Source organism: Streptomyces sp. AK010, from assembly GCF_014207295.1.
Classification (GTDB): domain Bacteria; phylum Actinomycetota; class Actinomycetes; order Streptomycetales; family Streptomycetaceae; genus Streptomyces; species Streptomyces massasporeus.
Genome location: NZ_JACHCX010000031.1, coordinates 15,074 through 32,038, shown reverse-complemented (window position 1 = coordinate 32,038; position 16,965 = coordinate 15,074). Strand labels below are relative to the sequence as shown.

General features: G+C 73.1%; 19 protein-coding genes and 1 pseudogene. 10 read left to right on the top strand and 10 right to left on the bottom strand.

Annotated features, from left to right (window positions below):
- Positions 1-91 precede the first annotated feature (91 nt).
- Both HDC93_RS35255 and HDC93_RS35250 read right to left on the bottom strand, forming a co-directional pair.
- A complete protein-coding gene (locus HDC93_RS35255; RefSeq protein ID WP_185014893.1) occupies positions 92-712 on the bottom strand; it encodes a flavin reductase family protein in 621 nt (206 codons plus the stop codon).
- Between the two features lie 204 nt (positions 713-916).
- Positions 917-1,204, bottom strand: a complete 288-nt coding sequence (locus HDC93_RS35250; protein WP_031112578.1) for a zinc-ribbon domain-containing protein — start codon at positions 1,202-1,204, stop codon at positions 917-919.
- A 135-nt stretch (positions 1,205-1,339) separates the two neighbouring features.
- On the opposite strand from HDC93_RS35250, the gene HDC93_RS39040 reads away from it, so the two are divergent.
- Positions 1,340-1,726, top strand: coding sequence for a DUF5949 family protein (locus HDC93_RS39040; RefSeq protein WP_311774718.1), 387 nt, complete (start codon positions 1,340-1,342; stop codon positions 1,724-1,726).
- Complete coding sequence (locus HDC93_RS39035; RefSeq protein ID WP_311774717.1) at positions 1,614-1,973, top strand: DUF5949 family protein; 360 nt, start codon at positions 1,614-1,616, stop codon at positions 1,971-1,973. The genes HDC93_RS39040 and HDC93_RS39035 overlap by 113 nt, the downstream gene beginning before the upstream one ends.
- Before the next feature lie 58 nt (positions 1,974-2,031).
- Here the strand turns inward: HDC93_RS39035 and pgm are convergent, their stop codons facing one another.
- Together pgm and HDC93_RS35235 are read right to left on the bottom strand one after the other, a co-directional pair.
- Positions 2,032-3,672, bottom strand: coding sequence for a phosphoglucomutase (alpha-D-glucose-1,6-bisphosphate-dependent) (gene pgm / locus HDC93_RS35240; RefSeq protein ID WP_185014892.1), 1,641 nt, complete (start codon positions 3,670-3,672; stop codon positions 2,032-2,034).
- A gap of 229 nt (positions 3,673-3,901) precedes the next feature.
- Positions 3,902-4,330 carry a hypothetical protein gene (locus HDC93_RS35235; protein WP_185014891.1) on the bottom strand — a complete coding sequence of 143 codons (429 nt, stop codon included), beginning with the start codon at positions 4,328-4,330 and terminating at the stop codon, positions 3,902-3,904.
- Between the two features lie 138 nt (positions 4,331-4,468).
- Here HDC93_RS35235 and HDC93_RS35230 point away from each other — a divergent pair, with 138 nt between their 5' ends.
- Both HDC93_RS35230 and HDC93_RS35225 read left to right on the top strand, forming a co-directional pair.
- Positions 4,469-4,615: a hypothetical protein gene (locus HDC93_RS35230; protein ID WP_179878731.1), complete on the top strand. Its 147-nt coding sequence runs from the start codon at positions 4,469-4,471 to the stop codon at positions 4,613-4,615.
- Between the two features lie 106 nt (positions 4,616-4,721).
- Positions 4,722-5,597, top strand: a complete 876-nt coding sequence (locus HDC93_RS35225) for a hypothetical protein (RefSeq protein WP_185014890.1) — start codon at positions 4,722-4,724, stop codon at positions 5,595-5,597.
- Positions 5,598-5,604: 7 nt separating this feature from the next.
- On the opposite strand, the pseudogene HDC93_RS35220 reads toward HDC93_RS35225, so the two are convergent.
- Positions 5,605-5,805, bottom strand: a pseudogene (locus HDC93_RS35220) (DUF1731 domain-containing protein); the annotation flags it as partial.
- A gap of 177 nt (positions 5,806-5,982) precedes the next feature.
- On the opposite strand from HDC93_RS35220, the gene HDC93_RS35215 reads away from it, so the two are divergent.
- Positions 5,983-6,309, top strand: a complete 327-nt coding sequence (locus HDC93_RS35215; protein ID WP_031113632.1) for an antibiotic biosynthesis monooxygenase — start codon at positions 5,983-5,985, stop codon at positions 6,307-6,309.
- A 117-nt stretch (positions 6,310-6,426) separates the two neighbouring features.
- Here the strand turns inward: HDC93_RS35215 and HDC93_RS35210 are convergent, their stop codons facing one another.
- Positions 6,427-7,779 carry a diacylglycerol kinase family protein gene (locus HDC93_RS35210; RefSeq protein ID WP_185014916.1) on the bottom strand — a complete coding sequence of 451 codons (1,353 nt, stop codon included), beginning with the start codon at positions 7,777-7,779 and terminating at the stop codon, positions 6,427-6,429.
- Positions 7,780-8,092: 313 nt separating this feature from the next.
- Here HDC93_RS35210 and HDC93_RS35205 point away from each other — a divergent pair, with 313 nt between their 5' ends.
- Both HDC93_RS35205 and HDC93_RS35200 read left to right on the top strand, forming a co-directional pair.
- The gene (locus HDC93_RS35205) at positions 8,093-8,599 is read left to right on the top strand and encodes an SRPBCC family protein (RefSeq protein WP_185014889.1); all 507 of its coding nucleotides are present in this window, start codon (positions 8,093-8,095) and stop codon (positions 8,597-8,599) included.
- Complete coding sequence (locus HDC93_RS35200) at positions 8,599-9,645, top strand: LLM class flavin-dependent oxidoreductase (RefSeq protein ID WP_185014888.1); 1,047 nt, start codon at positions 8,599-8,601, stop codon at positions 9,643-9,645. The genes HDC93_RS35205 and HDC93_RS35200 overlap by 1 nt, the downstream gene beginning before the upstream one ends.
- 555 nt (positions 9,646-10,200) lie before the next feature.
- On the opposite strand, the gene HDC93_RS35195 is transcribed toward HDC93_RS35200, so the two are convergent.
- Entirely contained in the window at positions 10,201-10,788 is a 588-nt protein-coding gene (locus HDC93_RS35195) for a hypothetical protein (RefSeq protein ID WP_185014887.1), read from the bottom strand.
- Between the two features lie 149 nt (positions 10,789-10,937).
- On the opposite strand from HDC93_RS35195, the gene HDC93_RS35190 reads away from it, so the two are divergent.
- Positions 10,938-13,508, top strand: coding sequence for a SpoIIE family protein phosphatase (locus tag HDC93_RS35190; RefSeq protein ID WP_185014886.1), 2,571 nt, complete (start codon positions 10,938-10,940; stop codon positions 13,506-13,508).
- Between the two features lie 114 nt (positions 13,509-13,622).
- Positions 13,623-14,315: a GAF and ANTAR domain-containing protein gene (locus HDC93_RS35185; protein ID WP_311774719.1), complete on the top strand. Its 693-nt coding sequence runs from the start codon at positions 13,623-13,625 to the stop codon at positions 14,313-14,315.
- Between the two features lie 15 nt (positions 14,316-14,330).
- Here the strand turns inward: HDC93_RS35185 and HDC93_RS35180 are convergent, their stop codons facing one another.
- The 3 genes from HDC93_RS35180 to HDC93_RS35170 all read right to left on the bottom strand — a co-directional run bounded on the left by HDC93_RS35180 (position 14,331) and on the right by HDC93_RS35170 (position 15,802).
- Complete coding sequence (locus HDC93_RS35180) at positions 14,331-14,732, bottom strand: PP2C family protein-serine/threonine phosphatase (RefSeq protein WP_311774716.1); 402 nt, start codon at positions 14,730-14,732, stop codon at positions 14,331-14,333.
- A gap of 195 nt (positions 14,733-14,927) precedes the next feature.
- The gene (locus tag HDC93_RS35175) at positions 14,928-15,110 is read right to left on the bottom strand and encodes a hypothetical protein (RefSeq protein ID WP_030853560.1); all 183 of its coding nucleotides are present in this window, start codon (positions 15,108-15,110) and stop codon (positions 14,928-14,930) included.
- A 173-nt stretch (positions 15,111-15,283) separates the two neighbouring features.
- On the bottom strand, positions 15,284-15,802 hold the full coding sequence (locus tag HDC93_RS35170) for an aldo/keto reductase (RefSeq protein WP_311774715.1): 519 nt from the start codon (positions 15,800-15,802) through the stop codon (positions 15,284-15,286).
- Between the two features lie 186 nt (positions 15,803-15,988).
- Between HDC93_RS35170 and HDC93_RS35165 the strand changes: the two genes are divergently transcribed.
- Positions 15,989-16,951 (top strand): EamA family transporter, encoded by a 963-nt coding sequence (locus tag HDC93_RS35165; protein ID WP_185014884.1) that lies wholly within the window; start codon positions 15,989-15,991, stop codon positions 16,949-16,951.
- The last annotated feature ends 14 nt before the right edge of the window (positions 16,952-16,965 follow it).

Below are 16,965 nucleotides of genomic sequence, written 5' to 3'. Positions count from 1 at the left end.
TATTCACTGATCGACTGCGGGAGGCCCATCGGCCCTCCGGGCCAGTGGAGGACGGGTACCCGGGAAGCCCCGGTTGCCACATCGGAGGCGATCAGACGCTGGTCCGGGCCGTTTCCGAGCGGAAGCCGTGGCCGACCTCGGGGGCCAGGCCGTGATAGTGGCGGAAGTTGTAGATGAGCGGGCTCCAGGCGGCGGGGTCGATGTGCTGGGTGCCGGGGACGACGACGCGCTGCGCGGCGTGGACGCGCAGGACCTCGCACTCGACGGTGACGAAGAGGCCCGCTCCGCCCGGGGTCAGCGCGCGGGCCCGGGCCTCCAGCTGCAGGGCGCACTCGGCGACCCGCGGGGGCCTCACCAGGTCGGCGGCCGCCGGGGTGAGCCCGGCCGCGGCGAACTTGTCCCGCTCGTGCCGGTAGACCGGCCGCTTGGCCTCCGGCACGGGGTCCGCCCCGGTCAGCGGTGCGAGGCGTTCCACGTGTTCCCACAGCTCGGGCGAGGCGACGTTGATCACGAGTTCCGGGCGTCCGGCGAGATTGCGCGCGGTGTGGCTCTCGCTGCCGAGCCCCAGGACGAGGTGCTGCCCGAGGGCCCACGCGGAGGAGATCGGGGCGAGGTTGCAGGTGCCGTCGGCGTTCTCGGTGGTCAGCAGGGCCACGGGCGTGCCGAAGTAGAGAATGCTCGGCCGGATCACGAGGTGGGGGCGGGGCGTCATGGCCCGGGACGCTACGGGCGGGACGCTTCGACGCCCGCCGAAGCGTCGACCGGCGAGGCTGGGCCGGTGGCCGGTGTCGGGGCCCGCGGCGAGAGCGGTCCGGCCGCGCCCGAGCCTGCGGGACTCCGGGCCTGCGGGACTCCGGGCCTGCGGGCCTGCGGGCCTGCGGGCCTGCGGGACTCCGGGCCTGCGGGCCTCCGGGCCTCAGAACCGGTCGTGCTGCTGCGGCTGCCCGTACGCCTGGCCGCTCGGGCCGTTCGTGCTCTGGGTCTGCAGATGATCCGCCTGCTCCTTGGTCACCTTCTGTTCCGCGCCGCAGAAGGTGCATTGCGTCAGGTACTTCGTCGAGATCGGGAACAGCGGGACGAAGAACAGGGTGAACTTCGTGACGCGCTTCCTGAGCGTGTGGGCGGCGGGGTTTCCGCACTGGCCGCACACCAGCGTCAGTATCGCCAGCTGGTACAGGTATCCCTTGGTGCCGAAGATGATCACGTGTCGGTCCTTCCCGGTCGGATCTTCACCCAGTGTCCTGTATCGCGGGCATGTCGGGCGCGCGGACCCCTCGTTCGTGCGGAGAGCCCGGCGGGGACTGGTCCACTCGGGTGACGGCGGACCGGGTGCCGTGAGGTGCGCCGAGACGGTTCCGCGGTGACCTCGATCTCACCCGAAACGCAGACCGTGTCCACCGAAGACCTGGGTTCCCTCGTCGTCCAGGCCGGGCGGGGCACGTACCCCCGGCGGGAACGACGTCCCCATCTGCTGGCCTGCTCCCTCGGAGACGGGACGAACGGTCCGGAGGGCACTGCGACGGCCATCGAGCAGGTGCTGGTCGGCGCCGGGCTCCCCCTGGGCGAGGGGCTCGTCCACGCGGCCCAGCAGCCCATCGGCCCAGCAGGAGCAGGTGCTGGTCGGCGCCGGGCTCCCCCTGGGCGAGGGGCTCGTCCACGCGGCCCAGCAGCCCAGCAGCCCATCGGCCCATCGGCCCATCGGCCCATCGGCCCAGTCTGCCGGTGAGCCTGCTCGTCGTGCCCGGTCGGCCGTCCTCACCGTGCAGCACCTCAAGTCCCAGTTCGTTCCGCCGGAGACCTGGCTGGAGACGGTCGGCGAGCTCGGCTTCGCCCACCTCATCCTCGCCACGCGGCCATGGCCGGAGGGCGCCGAGCCCGGTGACGCCGAGGCGCTCGCCGCCTTCACCTCGGACGAGGACGCGATGGCCTCTGCGGCGCATGTCGTCCTGGCCGCACGCAGCCCGCGCAGCTGACGCGCGAGAGGCACAGCCCGGGCCCCGTGCGGTGGCCCGGGCCGTGGTGTGTCCGCGGTCAGCCGGACAGGGCCGCCAGCACGACGGACTTGGCCTCCTCCTGGACCCGGCCGAGGTGGTCGGGGCCGAGGAACGACTCGGCGTAGATCTTGTAGACGTCCTCAGTGCCCGAGGGACGGGCCGCGAACCAGGCGTTGTCCGTGGTCACCTTGATGCCGCCGATGGCCGCGCCGTTTCCGGGGGCCTCGGTCAGCACCGCCGTGACCGCGTCCCCGGCCAGGGTGTCCGCGCTGACCTGGGCCGGGGAGAGCTTGGCCAGGAGGGCCTTCTCCTCGCGGCTCGCGGGGGCGTCGATGCGGGCGTAGGCCGGTTCGCCGAAGCGGGCGGTCAGCGCCGCGTAGTGCTCGGAGGGGGTCTTCCCGGTGACCGCCGTGATCTCGGAGGCGAGCAGCGCCAGGAGGATGCCGTCCTTGTCGGTGGTCCACACGGAACCGTCCCGGCGCAGGAAGGACGCCCCGGCGGACTCCTCCCCGCCGAAGCCGATGGTGCCGCCGGCCAGTCCGTCCACGAACCACTTGAAGCCGACGGGCACCTCGACCAGCTCGCGGCCCAGGTCGGAGGCAACCCGGTCGATCATGGCGGAGGAGACCAGCGTCTTGCCGATGCCGGTGGTGGCCGGCCAGCGGTCGCGGTGGGCGTACAGGTAGGAGATGGCGACGGCCAGGTAGTGGTTGGGGTTCATCAGGCCCGCGTCCGGGGTGACGATGCCGTGCCGGTCGGCGTCGGCGTCGTTGCCGGTGGAGATCTGGAAGCGGTCGCGCTGCTCGATGAGCGAGGCCATCGCGTACGGCGACGAGCAGTCCATGCGGATCTTGCCGTCCCAGTCCAGCGTCATGAACCGCCAGGTGGGGTCGGTGTGCGGGTTGACCACGGTCAGGTCGAGGCCGTGCTGTTCGGCGATGCGGCCCCAGTAGGCGACCGACGCCCCGCCGAGGGGGTCGGCGCCGATCCGGATACCGGCGGAGCGGATCGCGTCCAGGTCGAGCACGTCGGGCAGGTCGGCGACGTAGGTGCCGAGGAAGTCGTAACGGCCGGTGGTGGGTGCGGCGAGGGCGCGGGCGTGGGAGACGCGCCGTACGTCCTTCAGGCCGCCCCGGATGATCTCGTTCGCCCGGTCCTGGATCCAGGAGGTCGCGTCGGAGGCGGCGGGGCCTCCGCTGGGCGGGTTGTATTTGAACCCGCCGTCGGCGGGCGGGTTGTGGGAGGGCGTGACGACGACGCCGTCCGCGAGGCCGGTGGTGCGGCCGCGGTTGTGGGTGAGGATGGCGTGCGAGACGGCCGGGGTGGGCGTGTAGCCGTCCGCGTCGTCGATCAGCACGATCACCTCGTTGGCGGCGAACACCTCGAGGGCGGTCACCCGCGCGGGCTCCGAGAGGGCGTGGGTGTCGGCGCCCAGGAAGAGGGGACCGTCGATGCCCTGGCCGGCGCGGTACTCGCAGATGGCCTGGCTGGTCGCGGCGATGTGGTCGTCGTTGAACGCGGCCGCCAGGGACGATCCGCGGTGTCCGGAGGTCCCGAACGTGACGCGCTGCCCCGGGTCGTCCAGGTCGGGCCGGCGCGCGTAGTACGCGGTGACCAGCCGAGCGACATCGACGAGATCCTCGGGTCCGGCCGGACTTCCCGCTCGCTCGTGCTGCATGGGCCCGCTCCTCCGCATGGGTTGATCCTTCGCTTGCGGTCTCATCCTTCCTCGTCACGGCGGTGACGCGCGAGGGGGGCACCCCGGTGAGGGACGGATGTGCGCCAGGCCATGCGTCAGGGAGCGGCTCGGAGCACGAGGAAGGCGGCGCCACGGACCACCGGAACACCCGGTGGCGCGTCGCGCCGCCTGCTCCCTCGTGCCGGCACGTCCATCGCGCCGGCCGTGCTCAGATCCGCCCGCCGGTCAGGCGGGTGAGGGGGCCGTGCGCGCCGCGTTCCGCGCGGCGTCCGACGGCGTAGGACGCCGCGCTCAGAGCGGTCAGACCGGCTCCGACGCCCGCGGCCACCAGCTTGCGGTGGGCGATGACCGTCCAGGCCGTCTTCGCCGTGGTCGCGACGTGACCCGAGGCCGTGACGACCGCCTGGCGGCCGGCCTCGACGCCCTTGGCCGCGGTCTGTGCGGCCGTCTTCGCCGTCTCGGCGGAGCGCTCCGCGCCGGACTGGGCAGCTGACGCCGCCTCACCGGCCTTGCCCGCGGCGCCCTTCGCCGCCTGGGACGCGGGCGCGGTGGCCTTGTCCGCCGTGCGGCGTGCCTTGGACTCCGCGGTGCGTACGGTGGTCGCCTTCTGATTCGTGCGCTTGTTCTCTTCAGTCATGGACACCGACTTGCCTCTGACTCCGGCCGCAAACACATTCGGTCGCGCGCCGAGCGGGCAACGATGTGCCTGAGCACGTCGTCGGCAGGGTAGGCGCACTACAGACAAGCGACAGCGCGACAGGAAGGTAGGTGCGTCATGGCCGGAATGCTGGACCGCATCAAGCAGTTCGCCCGGAGCCCGCAGGGGCGGCGGGCCGTGGACCAGGCGCGGCGGGCCGCGGCCGACCCCCGCAAGCGGGCCCAGGCCCAGCGTCTGCTCGGCAAGCTCAGGGGCCGCCACTGACCGTGACGTCCGTTCTCCCCGGTATCCAACTCCTCGTCCCCACAGATGTGTTCGTGCCCGGCTCGGGCACTTGGGTCGCGTCACACGCCTGAGAGGAGCTGGTTCGATGGGCAGGGCGGGGAACGGCAGGCGGGTCTGCGCCTTGGGCGTCGCCGGGGTTCTGGCGGGGACGGTGCTGGTCGGCTGCGGTGAGGACGGCGACTCGGACGACGGCACGCGGGGTACCTCGGCGGATGCGAGCGCAGGCACCCGGGAGGAGGGCACGCGGGCGGTGCGCTCGGCCTACGACAGGACGGCCGAGGAGGACACCGCCAAGGTGAAGCTGAGGGTGCAGACCTCGCCCGGGGGCGCCTCGCAGACCGCGAACGGGCAGGGCGTGGTGGACCTGGACGACGGCGACAGCGTCATGACCCTCACGATGCAGGGGCAGCGGATCGAGCAACGCGTGATCGACCGGGTCCTCTACCAGAGGATGCCCAGGGGGCAGGCACCGGGCGGCAAGCCCTGGATCAAGATCCACCTGGGGAAGGTCGCCGCGCAGCAGGGCACGGACGGCCGGCCCATGAGCGATCCGGCGCAGTCGGCGGCGTACGCCAAGGCCATCACCGACAAGGACGTGACCGAGAAGGGCTCGGCGACGGTCAACGGGGTGGAGACCACGCACTACCGCGTCTCCGTCGACGTCGCCGACCTTCTGGGCGGCGACGCCCTCCGCAAGCAGGTCGGCCCGACCCTGCCGATGGACGTGTGGCTGGACGACGAGGGCCGAATGCGCCGCCAGCAGATCGACATGACCGTCAGGACCCCGGAGGCGACGCGGCGGTCCTCCTCCGGCTCCACCTCCGCACCCGAGAAGGTCACCGTGCGCACGGTCATGGACTTCACCGACTTCGGCACCGAGGTGGAGGCGGTCGCGCCGCCGGCCGGGCAGGTCACCGACATGACCGGCAAGGCGTTGGAGCAGGGCAAGGGGCAGAGCTGACCCGAGCTCAGCTTGCCGCAGGGCCGCGGAGACGTCGTACGAGGTCGTCCGCGGCCTCCGGCCACTCGAGACGCTCGAAGGCGAAGCCCGCTTCGAGCAGGCGGCCGGGAACGAGGCGGCGGCTCTTCAGCAGCAGTTCGGTGTCCGAGCGCAGGACGAACGCGCCGATCTCCGCCATCCAGCGCGTCGCGGGCAGGCCCACCGGGACTCAGCGCGCGCTTGAGGACCGTGCCGACCTGCCCGGTACCGCCGGGCATCACGAACCTCATAAGGTCTCCCCTTCGACGTGTGGAAATGACCCTAGCCGACTTCTGAACACGTTCAAAATGTAGTGGAGGCGCAGTGCTTAACCTGCGCAGATGCGCCGTCGGGCAAGATGGGGCGCATGAGCGTAGTCAAGATCAACGTGCTGACCGTGCCCGCCGAGCAGCGGGAGACGCTGGAGAAGCGGTTCGCCTCCCGTGCGCACGCCGTGGAGAACTCCGACGGGTTCGAGTGGTTCGAGCTGCTCCGCCCGGTGGAGGGCACCGACACCTACCTCGTCTACACGCGGTGGCGCGACGAGGAGTCCTTCCAGGCCTGGATGGAGGGGCCGATGAAGAGCGCGCACCAGGGCGGCGGCGAGGGCGGCGAACGGCCGAAGCCCGCGGCGAGCGGCTCCACGCTGTGGTCCTTCGAGGTGGTGCAGCAGGCCGGGCCGAAGGAGGCCTGACCTACGGCCCCACGGACGAGGTCCCCCACGCCGCAGGGCGTGGGGGACCTCGTCCGTGGGACCCCCGCCGGGGCTCAGGTGCGCCGGAGCGTTCGTCCGTGACGACCCCGCCGGCGCTCAGGCGCGCCCGGAGCGCGTGGGTACGGCGGTGCGGCCGACCGCGGCGGCCAGCTTGCGCAGCCGGCGCCAGTCGAGACGCGGGGGCGCCTTCGGGACTCCGGGACGGTTGCGGGGCACGCGGACGCGCAGGGCGCGGCGCGCGATGCGGCAGTGGACGGGGGCGGGCATGGTGAGCGCCTCTCCGTCGAGGCCCACTTCCAGCTGCGGTTCGTCGGCGTCCACGACGACGTGCTGGGCGGTGAGCACGGTGAGCCCCTCCGGGCGCGGGGACAGCAGGAGTTCGGCGGCCTCCACTGCACTGTCGACGCGGACGGCGAGCACGCCCAGCCGCCCGGAGTTGAGCCGCTCGCGCCGGCCGAAGCCGAAGGGGTCGTCCATGCGGTAGGCGTTGTTGCTGACCAGGATCGCCTGCGGGTCGGCGACGGTGGTGCCGTCGGCGGTGGCCGTCAGACGCGGCCCGCTCTGCCGGGTGAGCAGGTCGGGCAGGCGCTCCAGGGCCGCGCCCACCTTGTCCTCGCGATAGCCGGGGGACTGGACGACGGCCCCGTACACGCCGAACGAGGCGTTGTTGACGAACGGACGGTCGGCGGCGAACCCGAGGTCGACACGGAGTTCCACGCCGTCGGTGAGGGCGTCGAGACAGGTGGCGGGGTCGTCCCGGTCCAGGCCCAGGTCCATGGCGAAGTGATTGCGCGTACCGGCGGCGATGACGAGGAACGGCAGGCCGTGCTCCGCGGCGACGGCGGCGACCAGGGCCTGGGTGCCGTCACCGCCCGCGACGCCCAGGAGGTCGGCTCCGTCGGCCACGGCCGCCTTGGCCAGGGCGGTGACGTCCTGCTGCTGGTCCGGGTCGAGCAGGACGACCCTGGCGCCCAGCGACTCGGCCTTCTCCTGCAGGTTGAACTTCTCGACCTTGCCGCCGCCGGAGCGCGGGTTGAGCAGCAGGAAGGGACGCAGCGGCGGCGGCGTGCGGTACTCCTTGACCCGTACGGTCCGCAGGCCCGTGCTGCGCAGGGCGTAGCGGCCGCTCCAGACCGCCCCGCACCACAGGAGCAGCGAGACGAAGACCACCCAGAGCAGATTCGCGGTGGCGAAGAGGGTGATGAGGCCGACGGGCGCGACGACGGCCAGCGCGGCCGACGCGATGCGGACCACTCCCCGCCGGGACAGCACCCACCAGAGCGCGGCCGCGGTCAGAGCGAGTCCCGCGAGTCCCGCCACGAGCAGGAGCAGCCCTCGCAGGCCGCCGGAGACGAGCGGCAGCAACGCCGCCAGCGCGGCGGCAGCCAGGGCGCCCCGGGCGGCCCATCTCTGCCGGCGGTGAAACCGCTCGTCCATCGCCGATCCCATCTCGTCCTCCGCTCGAAGGCCCACGCGGGCGGATTCCCGCGGACCGTGCCCCGCCGTGACCATGGTGCCCGCCGACGCGTCGGCACTGCCACCACCATCCTGGATGGCTCCCCCGCCGCCGGGCCCGTCAGACGCGAAGATCCCTCGGGGCGGAGCCATCGGTAGCGTACGCGGCCCCGCCGGCGCGGTTCCGTGTACCGGGGCACATCCGCACGCCTTCTCACCTCACCTGACCGCAGGCGCTCTTGACCTGGTGAGTCTCATTACGCAACTCTGTGGGCACAGTTCCTGTCGACGAGGAGGCCGGCACGCGATGGAGTGGACGGGCGCGCGGTACGCGGACCAGCCGACGGTCGAGGTGACGACGTGGGTCGCCGCCCCGCCGGGGAGGGTGTGGGCGCTGGTGTCGGATGTGACGCGGATGCCGGAGATGAGCGTTGAGCTGCAGTCGGCTCGGTGGGCCGAGGGCGCGTCCGGGCCGGCCGTGGGAGCCCGCTTCGTCGGCCGGAGCAGGCACGAGCGGTTCGGGGAGTGGGAGACGACGTCGACCGTCGTCACGTGCGAACCGGAGCGGGAGTTCGCCTGGGCGGTCGGGGACCCGGCGCACCCCAGTGCCGTCTGGCGGTTCGGGCTCGAGCCGAGGGACGGCGGGACCGCGTTGTCGCAGTGGATGCGGATGGGGCCCGGCCGTTCGGGTCTGTCGTTCGCGATCGACGCCATGCCGGAGAGAGAGCAGAAGATCGTGTTCGTGAGGCTGCGGGAGTTCGAGCGGGGCATGTCCGCGACACTGGAGCACATCAGGCAGTGGGCGGAGGCGTGATGCGCGCGGCGACGACCGTCGAGGCGGCGGCTCTCGGCTCCTGGTCCCGGCAGGCCGACTTCGTGATGGAGGCCGAGAAGCTGGGGCTCGACGTCTGCTGGGTGGCCGAGGCCTGGGGTTCGGACGCTCCGTCCGCCCTGGGCTTCTACGCCGCCCGTACGGAGCGGATGCTGCTCGGCTCGGGGGTCATGCAGATCGGCACCCGTACGCCGGTCGCCCTCGCGCAGACGGCGATCACCCTGTCCAACCTGTCCGGCGGCCGGTTCCTGCTGGGGCTCGGCCCGTCCGGGCCGCAGGTGATGGAGGGCCTGCACGGGGTGCCGTTCGCCCGTCCCCTGGCGCGAATGCGGGAGACGGTGGAGATCCTGCGGCAGGTCGTCGAAGGCGGCAGAATCTCCTACAGCGGCTCGGAGTTCGGCATCCCGCTGCCCGGCGGGGAGGCGGTGCCGATGCGCCTGTCCATGCGCGCCGAGCACCCCGTGCCCGTCTATCTGGCGGCGCTGTCCCCCGCCATGCTGCGGCTGACCGGCCAGGTCGCGGACGGCTGGCTCGGCACCAGCTTCGTCCCCGAGGGTGCGGCGGAGGCCTACTTCGCTCCCCTGGAGGAGGGTCTGGCCGCCGCCGGCCGTGAGCGTGCCGGGTTCGACGTCTGCCAGGGCGCCGAGGTCGCGTTCGCCCGGGACGAGGAGGCGCTGGCCGCCATGGTCGCCGGGCGGAAGAAGGAACTCGCCTTCAGCCTGGGCGGCATGGGTTCCGCGTCGACCAACTTCTACAACCGGGCCTACAGCCGGCAGGGCTGGGCCGATGTCGCGGCGGAGGTCCGCCGGCGCTGGCAGGCGGGCGACCGGGACGGTGCGGCCCGTCTGGTCACCGACGAGATGGTGCTGGCCACCACGCTCATCGGCACAGAGGAGATGGTCCGGCGGCGCCTGCGCGTCTGGCGCGACGCCGGGGTGGACACGGTCCGCCTCTACCCGGCCGGAGAAACCCTCGACGACCGGCTCGACACCCTCGGCAGGGCGATCGAGCTGGTCCACGAGACCTAGGAGTGTCCTGAAGGTCTTGGAATTGCGCCCTGATTGCACCGGTTCATGGCGATTGACATTTACCGGCAATCCGGGGCGATCCCGGCGGCCGGAGCAAGATCTTCATCGGTCTTAGCAGGACTGCGTTACTGGACGGTAGCTCCGGCACCCGGCACCCGGCCCTGGGCCGTGGCCCCGGCGCTCGACCCATGGACCGTGGCTCCCGCGCTCGCCCCATGGACACGGCTCCGGGCATCCGCCCCGCAGACCGTGACCCTGACGTCCGCCCCCGTGGCCCTGGCGCACGGCCCGTGGAGCCAGGCGCCCGTCCACCATGGTCCAGGCGCCCGCCCACCGAGGCCCAGGCGCCCGTGAACCATGGTCCAGGCGCCCGCCCACCATGGCCCTGGCGCCCGCCCCGCCGCCCACGCGCGCGGGACGCGCACCGTGGCCCCGGGGCTCGGCCCGTGCACCGTGTTTGGGGCTCGCCCCGTGGCCTGGGCGCCTGCCCTGGAGCCCTGGCGTTCGCCCCCCGGCTCCCCGGGCGCCCAGCAGGTGGAGCCGGGCGCCATAACGTCAGCCCGTGGCTGTCCAGCTGTGGGCGACGTCCACGATCACGCGGTCGTCGAGCTGCTGCACCCGGAAGGGCAGCCGGGCCCGGACGCCGAGGCCGATCTGGGTCTCGCCCTCGAAGCTGCCGGCGAACCGGGTGTCCCGGAAGGTGCGGTACCCGGTGAGGTCCACGCCCGGCAGCGGGCGCGCCACCCGGCCGGGGTACGTGGCCGCGCCGGTCTCCGGGTCGTAGGCGGGCGCGGTCACCCGCACCTCGATGACGGCGCCGCCGGCCACCGGTATCTGGCGGCCCGAGCCGTCCTGGTAGAGCCGGTCGACGTACTGGACCCGGTAGCCGACACCGCTGCCCGCGCCGGGCACGTCGACGACCATCCGGTCGAAGCAGGTGTGCCGGCCGGTCCTGACGTTCGTCAGCGGTGCGACCGTGCCGCCGGCGTCGGTCTTGGCGAGGCTTCCCCAGCCGGTCGGACACGTCGTGGCGCGGGTGGTGGACTGCGCGCCGACCGGTGCCGCACCGGCCGGGACGGCCGCCACACCCACCGTGGCGCCCACGAGTGCGAGAGTCGCGCATGCTGTTCTGATTCGTACCATTGCCGCCCCCGAGGCTTGCATTTTGCTGGTATCGGGTGAGACGGCCGGGCGGACCGAAAGGTTGCACTTACCGCGCCGGACCGCCGACCATGGCACATCCTGGTGGGGAGCGATTGGTGTCCGGTGCGTCCGTACCGGGAGGACGCGACATGGATGAGGCAGCCGCCGTACCGGACGGGCCGCGGTCAGCCGCCGGCCGGAGCCGGGACGGGGCTGACGGCCGGGTCCGGGGCGGAGACACGAGCCGGATCGAGGATGCCCTCACGGACCCGCTGGTGGAGGCCGTACGGGACCTCGACGGCTACGGCGGCCTGGTCTATCTGCGCTCCCGCGACCGGCGCTCGCTCGTGCTCGCGATGGTCACCGGGGTTCCCCGCTCACTGCTCAAGAGCTGGTGGCGAGTGCCGGTGGGCGGTGCCCTGCCGATGGCGGAGGCCTACCGGCGCGACGAGACGCTGTGGCTGCCGGACGAGCGGGCCACCATGGTGCGCTTCCCGCACTTCACCGCCGGGCTGCCCTACTCCTTCGGCTCCGCCTACCAGCCCGTCCGGGCCGGCGGCGAGGCCGTGGGCGTCCTGGTCGTCCTGCGCTCGGCGGCCCGGCCACCGATGGAGGCGGAGGCGGTGGATCTCGCGCTGCGTCCCGCCGAGCGGGTCATGGAGGAGCGCCTCGATCACCTCGCCGCGGGCCGGCCGGGCCCGGACACCGATGTCTGTCCCGTCGAGTACGACGACGAGCCGATCAGCGTCCGGCTGCCCACCTCCGCCGCCCGCCCGGTCCGGGTCGGGCTCATCGACTGGGACCTGGACACCGACCGGTGCGCGGCGGACGACGAGGCCCTCGAACTGCTGGGCATCGACCGGGCGGACTACGGCGGCTCCATCACGGACGTAGAGGCCCGGGTCAGCCCCGACGACCTGCATGAATTGCGGGAGAGCCGATACGACGCCCTGACCGACGGCCGGGTCAGGTCGCGGCACTTCCGGGTGCGGGACGAGTCCCGGGGCGAGGGGCGGACCGGATACCGGCCGGTCGAGCTGTGGGGCCATCTCGTGCACGGCGGCACCGGCTCCGCGCGGATCCTGGTGGGCGCCCTCGTCGACGCGGGTGGCGGACTCACCGCGGCCGAAGCGGCCGAACGGCTGCCCGACGGGCTCTTGTCGCTGGACCATGACGGCCGCCTGACGTATGCAAACCGCCGCTGCGAGGAGCTGCTGGGCTCCGGGCGCGAGGACCTCTTCGGCCGCTGTCCGTGGGAGGTGATCATTTGGCTCCGGGATCCCGCGTACGAGGACCGCTACCGGGCGGCGATGCTGTCGCAGGAGCAGGTGTCCTTCCTCGTCCGGCATCCCGACGGGCATTGGCTGAGCTTCGTGCTGTACCCGGACGTGCACGGGCTGACCGGCCGGGTCTACCCGACCGGGCCGCCGCCCACCGGGGCCGAGCAGGGGCCGGAGGCCGCCACCGCCACCGGGCCCGGCCTCACGGCCGCCGCGCCGCCGCCCGGGCCGGTGGCCGCGGCGCGGGCCGGGGCGCTGTACCACGTGGTGCAGATGGCGAGCGTGCTCACCGAGGCGGTCACCGTGCAGGACGTCTGCCGAGCCGTGTCCGAGCAGCTGCTGCCCGCCTTCGGTGCCCGGGAACTCGCCCTGTACACCGTCCGCGACGGCCGGATGTACCTGCTGTGGGAGTCGGGCTACCCGGAGGGCTTCCTCACCCCGTTCGAAGGCGTCACCCTCGACACCCAGCTGCCCGGCGTCCACGCCCTGACCACGCGGCTCCCGCTGTTCTTCGAATCGCCCGAGGACCTCTCCGTCGCCTATCCGGGCATCACCCTGGACCGCATGAACGCCTGGTCGTTCCTGCCGCTGATCGCCTCCGGCCACTCGGTCGGCTCCTGCATCCTCGGCTGGGACACCCCGCACCGGTTCACCCCCGACGAGCGTTCCGCCCTCACCGCGCTGAGCGGCCTGGCCGCCCAGGCGATGGAGCGGGCGCGGCTCTACGACTCGGAGTCCGCCGTCGCCCGCGGCCTCCAGGAGGGGCTGCTGCCGCACCGGCTGCCCGCCATCGAGGGCCTGCGCACCACCGGCCGCTATCTGCCCGGTACGCAGGGCATGGCGATCGGCGGCGACTGGTACGACGTGATCACGACCGGGCGTGGCGTGGCCCTGGTCATCGGGGACGTCGAGGGGCACAGTGTCGGAGCCGCCGCGGTGATGGGCCAGTTGCGCAGTGCGGTGCACGCCTTCGCCGCGAGCGAGCGGCCGCCGCAGGAGGTCATCACGCACACCAACCGGCTGCTGACCGAGCTGGAGTCGGACGCCTTCGCCACCTGCTGCTACATCGAACTCGACCCTGCCACCGGACGGGCCCTCGCGGTGCGGGCCGGCCATCCCCCGCCGCTGCTGCGCCACCCCGACGGACGGGTCGAGACGCTGGATCTGGCGGGCGGCGTCATGCTGGGCGTGCAGCCCGACTCGGTGTATCCCGTCACGGCGCTCACCCTGGCCCCCGGCAGCGTCCTCGCCCTGTACACCGACGGGTTGGTGGAACGGCCGGGCGACGACATCGAGACGGGCATCGACGCGGTACGGCGCCGCCTGTCCGAGACCCCGGCGGACTCGGTCGAGCACCTCGCCGACCGGTTGGTCGGGACGGCCCGCCGGGCCCGGGAGCGGCCGGACGACGTGGCGCTGCTGCTGACGGCGTACCGGTGATCGCGCGGCTCGGCTCCGGGCATGCCGCCCGGACGCCCGGCCCCTCGGACGAAAGGCCGTGCGAAGCGGCGCGGAGTACGGTGGGCGGCACCGGCGAACGAGGCGGTGGTGACGGTGGAGTGGCGGCGGTACGCCGAGCGGATGGCGCAGCTCGCCCGGGACCTGGTCGCGCAGGATTCGCTCCAGGCGACGCTGGACGCGATCTCGTCATCGGCGGTGAAGGTGATCGAGGGCTGCGACGCCGCCGGGATCCTGACGGTCTCGAAAGGCCGGGCCGTGACCCTTTCCGTGTGCGGTGACATGGTCGCCGAGTCGGACCGGCTGCAGGGCGAGCTCGGCGAGGGTCCGTGCTTCGACGCCGCCCGCCGCGTGGACGGGGAGCGGCTGTTCCGGATCGCCGACATGACCCGGCCGCAGCCGTCCTGGCCGCGGTACAGCCGGGCGGCCCGCGACCTCGGGATCGGCAGCATGACCGGCGTTCTGCTCTACACCCACGAGGAGGATTTCGGCGCGCTGAACCTCTATTCGCGCCGACCCGGGGCGTTCGGCAAGGACATCGAGGCCGCGGGGTGGCTGCTCGCCTCGCACGCCGCCGTCGCCCTGGCCACCGCCCGTACCGTCGACCAGCTCGAACACGCCCTGGACTCCCGGCACGCCATCGGTGAGGCCATGGGGATCCTGATGGAACGCCATCGGATGGACGAGGACGAGGCCTTCGGTGTGCTGCGGCGCATCTCCCAGGACCACGACCTCAAGCTGCGCGACGTGGCCCAGCGGGTCCGGGCCGACCACTCCGACCAGGTCTGAGGGTCCGCTTCGGCCTCACGCGGGTTCGTCGCGCAGGCGGAAGGCGCGCAGGAGGAGCACCGCGATGTCGTCGGTGTGCCGTCCGGTGGGTGTGGTGTGGCGGACGAGCCGGTCGATGAGCCGTTCCAGGTCGTGTCCGTCGGCGGTGTCCAGGTGCCCGGCGAGATCTCTCGTGGTGCGGGTGGCGTGGCTGCCGGGGATCTCGACGAGGCCGTCGGTGTAGAGGGCGAGGGTGGTGCCGGGGAGCAGGGGCACCGTCGTGACCGGGTAGTCGTCGCCGGTGTCGATGCCCAGCAGCGGGCCGGGCTCGACGTCGAGGACGGCGGCGGGGTACCGGGCGTGGCGCAGCAGCGGCGGTACGTGTCCGGTCCGGGCCTTCGTCGAGGCGGACGAGCCGCCGTCACCGGACGAGATCACCAGCGCCTTCTGGGGCGCCTGCCACGGCGGGCACCTGCCCACCGCGCAGTACCTGCACCACCGGGGCGCCGACCCCCACTGGTGCGGCTACGACGGCATGACACCGCTCGGCATCGCCCCCGCCCAGGACGCCGACGACGTCGTGCGGTGGCTGCGCGACCTGGACACGCAGCGGAAGGCCTCCGGCGGGGCGCCTCACAGGCAGTAGCGCACGAGCCATTCGTCCTGGTTGTAGGCGGTGCGCGCCGGGTCGGGCACGCTCGCCGCCCGCTCCTCGACCATGTCCTCCACACGCACCGGCTCCGGCAGTGTCCCGAAGCGGGCCCGGCGGGCGGCACCCTCCGCCTCGCTCCCCTGCTGCGACGTCGCCTCGTCCACGGCGATTCCCCTCTCCGGCTGGTCGGTCCGACCCTTCGGCCCTTGGCGGGCAAAGAGTTGACGTGTGAGAGGGGCGCTTGGTTCCCGCCGCGTCGCTCAGCCGTAGAAGCTGCGCTGCCACCGGTGCCCGGCGAGGGCGGCGAGTTGCTCGTCCGTGAGCGGCCGGCCGGCGCTCAGGGCGGTGTCGCGCTCGACGTTGCGGACGTTGCGCTCCCGGGGATGACGCTCGAGACGGCGGGGTGGCCCAGGACGAGGCGCAACGCCGTCTTGGTCATGTCGTCCGTGTCGATGCCGAGGTCGGCGCTGATCGCCGCGACACGCCGCTCGACCTGGGCGGGACGGTCGTCGCGGAAGTAGCGGTTGCGGAAGTCGCCCTCGGGGAAGGCCGAGCCGGCCGTGAACTGTCCGGTCGGCCCGCTCTCGTCGAGGGCGACGCGCACGATGACGCCGACGCCGTGTTCCGCGCAGGCGGGGAGCAGGTTCTCGGCCGGGGCCTGGTCGAAGATGTTGTAGATGACCTGGACGGTGCCGACCGTGCCGCTGCGCACCAGCCGGACGGCGTTGTCGGGCTCGTGGTCGTTGACCGACACGCCGAAGAGGCGGATCTTGCCCTCGCGCTTCAGGTCCTCGACCGTCTCCAGCCACTCACCGCGGCCGCCCCGTTCGTCGCTCCACACCTGGAACTGCACCACGGTCGAAGTGGTCGAGGCCGCTCGCGCGCAGGGCGGCGTCCAGGCTGTCGCGGACCCGCCGCTGGACTGGAAGGTCTACGGCGACAGCTACCACATCGGCTGACGCCCCGGCCCGGGAAGTGGTCCACCAAGCAGGCACGGAAGTGGACTCCTTCCCGGGCCGCCCGGTTGCCTAGCGTCGCCCCCATGAACGCCACCACCACGCGCGGAGCCCTGCTCGCCGCGCTCGCCTGCGTCCTCGTCGGAGGGTCCTTCACCGCCAACAGCCTCCTGGGCGACTACCCGTACGCCGGCGGCCAGTTCCTGCGCTACGGACTGGCCTGTCTGTTACTGCTCCCGGCGGCCGGGAAGGGCGCCGTCGACCGGCTGCGGGCCGTGACACCCCGCCAGTGGGGCCGTCTCGCCCTGCTCGCGGCGGTCGGCATGGTCGGGTTCAACCTGGCCGTCCTCGCCGCCGAGCGCACGGCGGAACCGGCGGTGCCCGGCGTGTTCGTGGGCTGTGCGCCGGTGGTCGTCGCCGTGCTCGTCCCCCTCCTGGACGGGCGCGGGCCGCAACGGACGGTGCTGTACGGGGCGTTGCTCGTGGCCGTCGGCGCGTTCACGGTCCAGGGCTGGGGGCGTACGGACGGCGCGGGCATCGCCTTCTCGGTCTGCGCCCTGGCCGGGGAGGTCGGGTTCGCCGTGCTCGCGGTCCCCGTGCTGCGGCCGCTCGGGCCCAGGCTGCTGTCGGCCGCGGTGTGCGCCGTCGCCGCACTGGAGTCGGCGGCGATCGGGCTGCTGATCGACGGGGGCGGGTGGCTGCGGCGGCCCGACGGCGTCGAGACGGCCGCCCTGCTGTGGCAGGCGGTGGTGGTCACCGTGGTCGGCTTCGTGTGCTGGTACATGGGCATGCAGCGCATCGGCGCGGAACGCGCCACTCTGTTCTCCGGCCTCATCCCGGTCGCGGCGGCGTGCACCGCACCGCTCGTCGGCACGGGCTCCTACGGACTCCCGCAGGCGGCGGGCAGCGCGCTGGTCGGGCTCGGGGTGGCGCTCGGGTCGGGGGTGCTGAGGCACACGGGAGGCGAGCGCCGTTCACGGGAACGGGCCTTTCGGGGGAACGGACGCCCTGAGTACCGCGGCGTCCGCGTGCCTGGAGGTCCGGAGTGATCCCGCGCGCATCT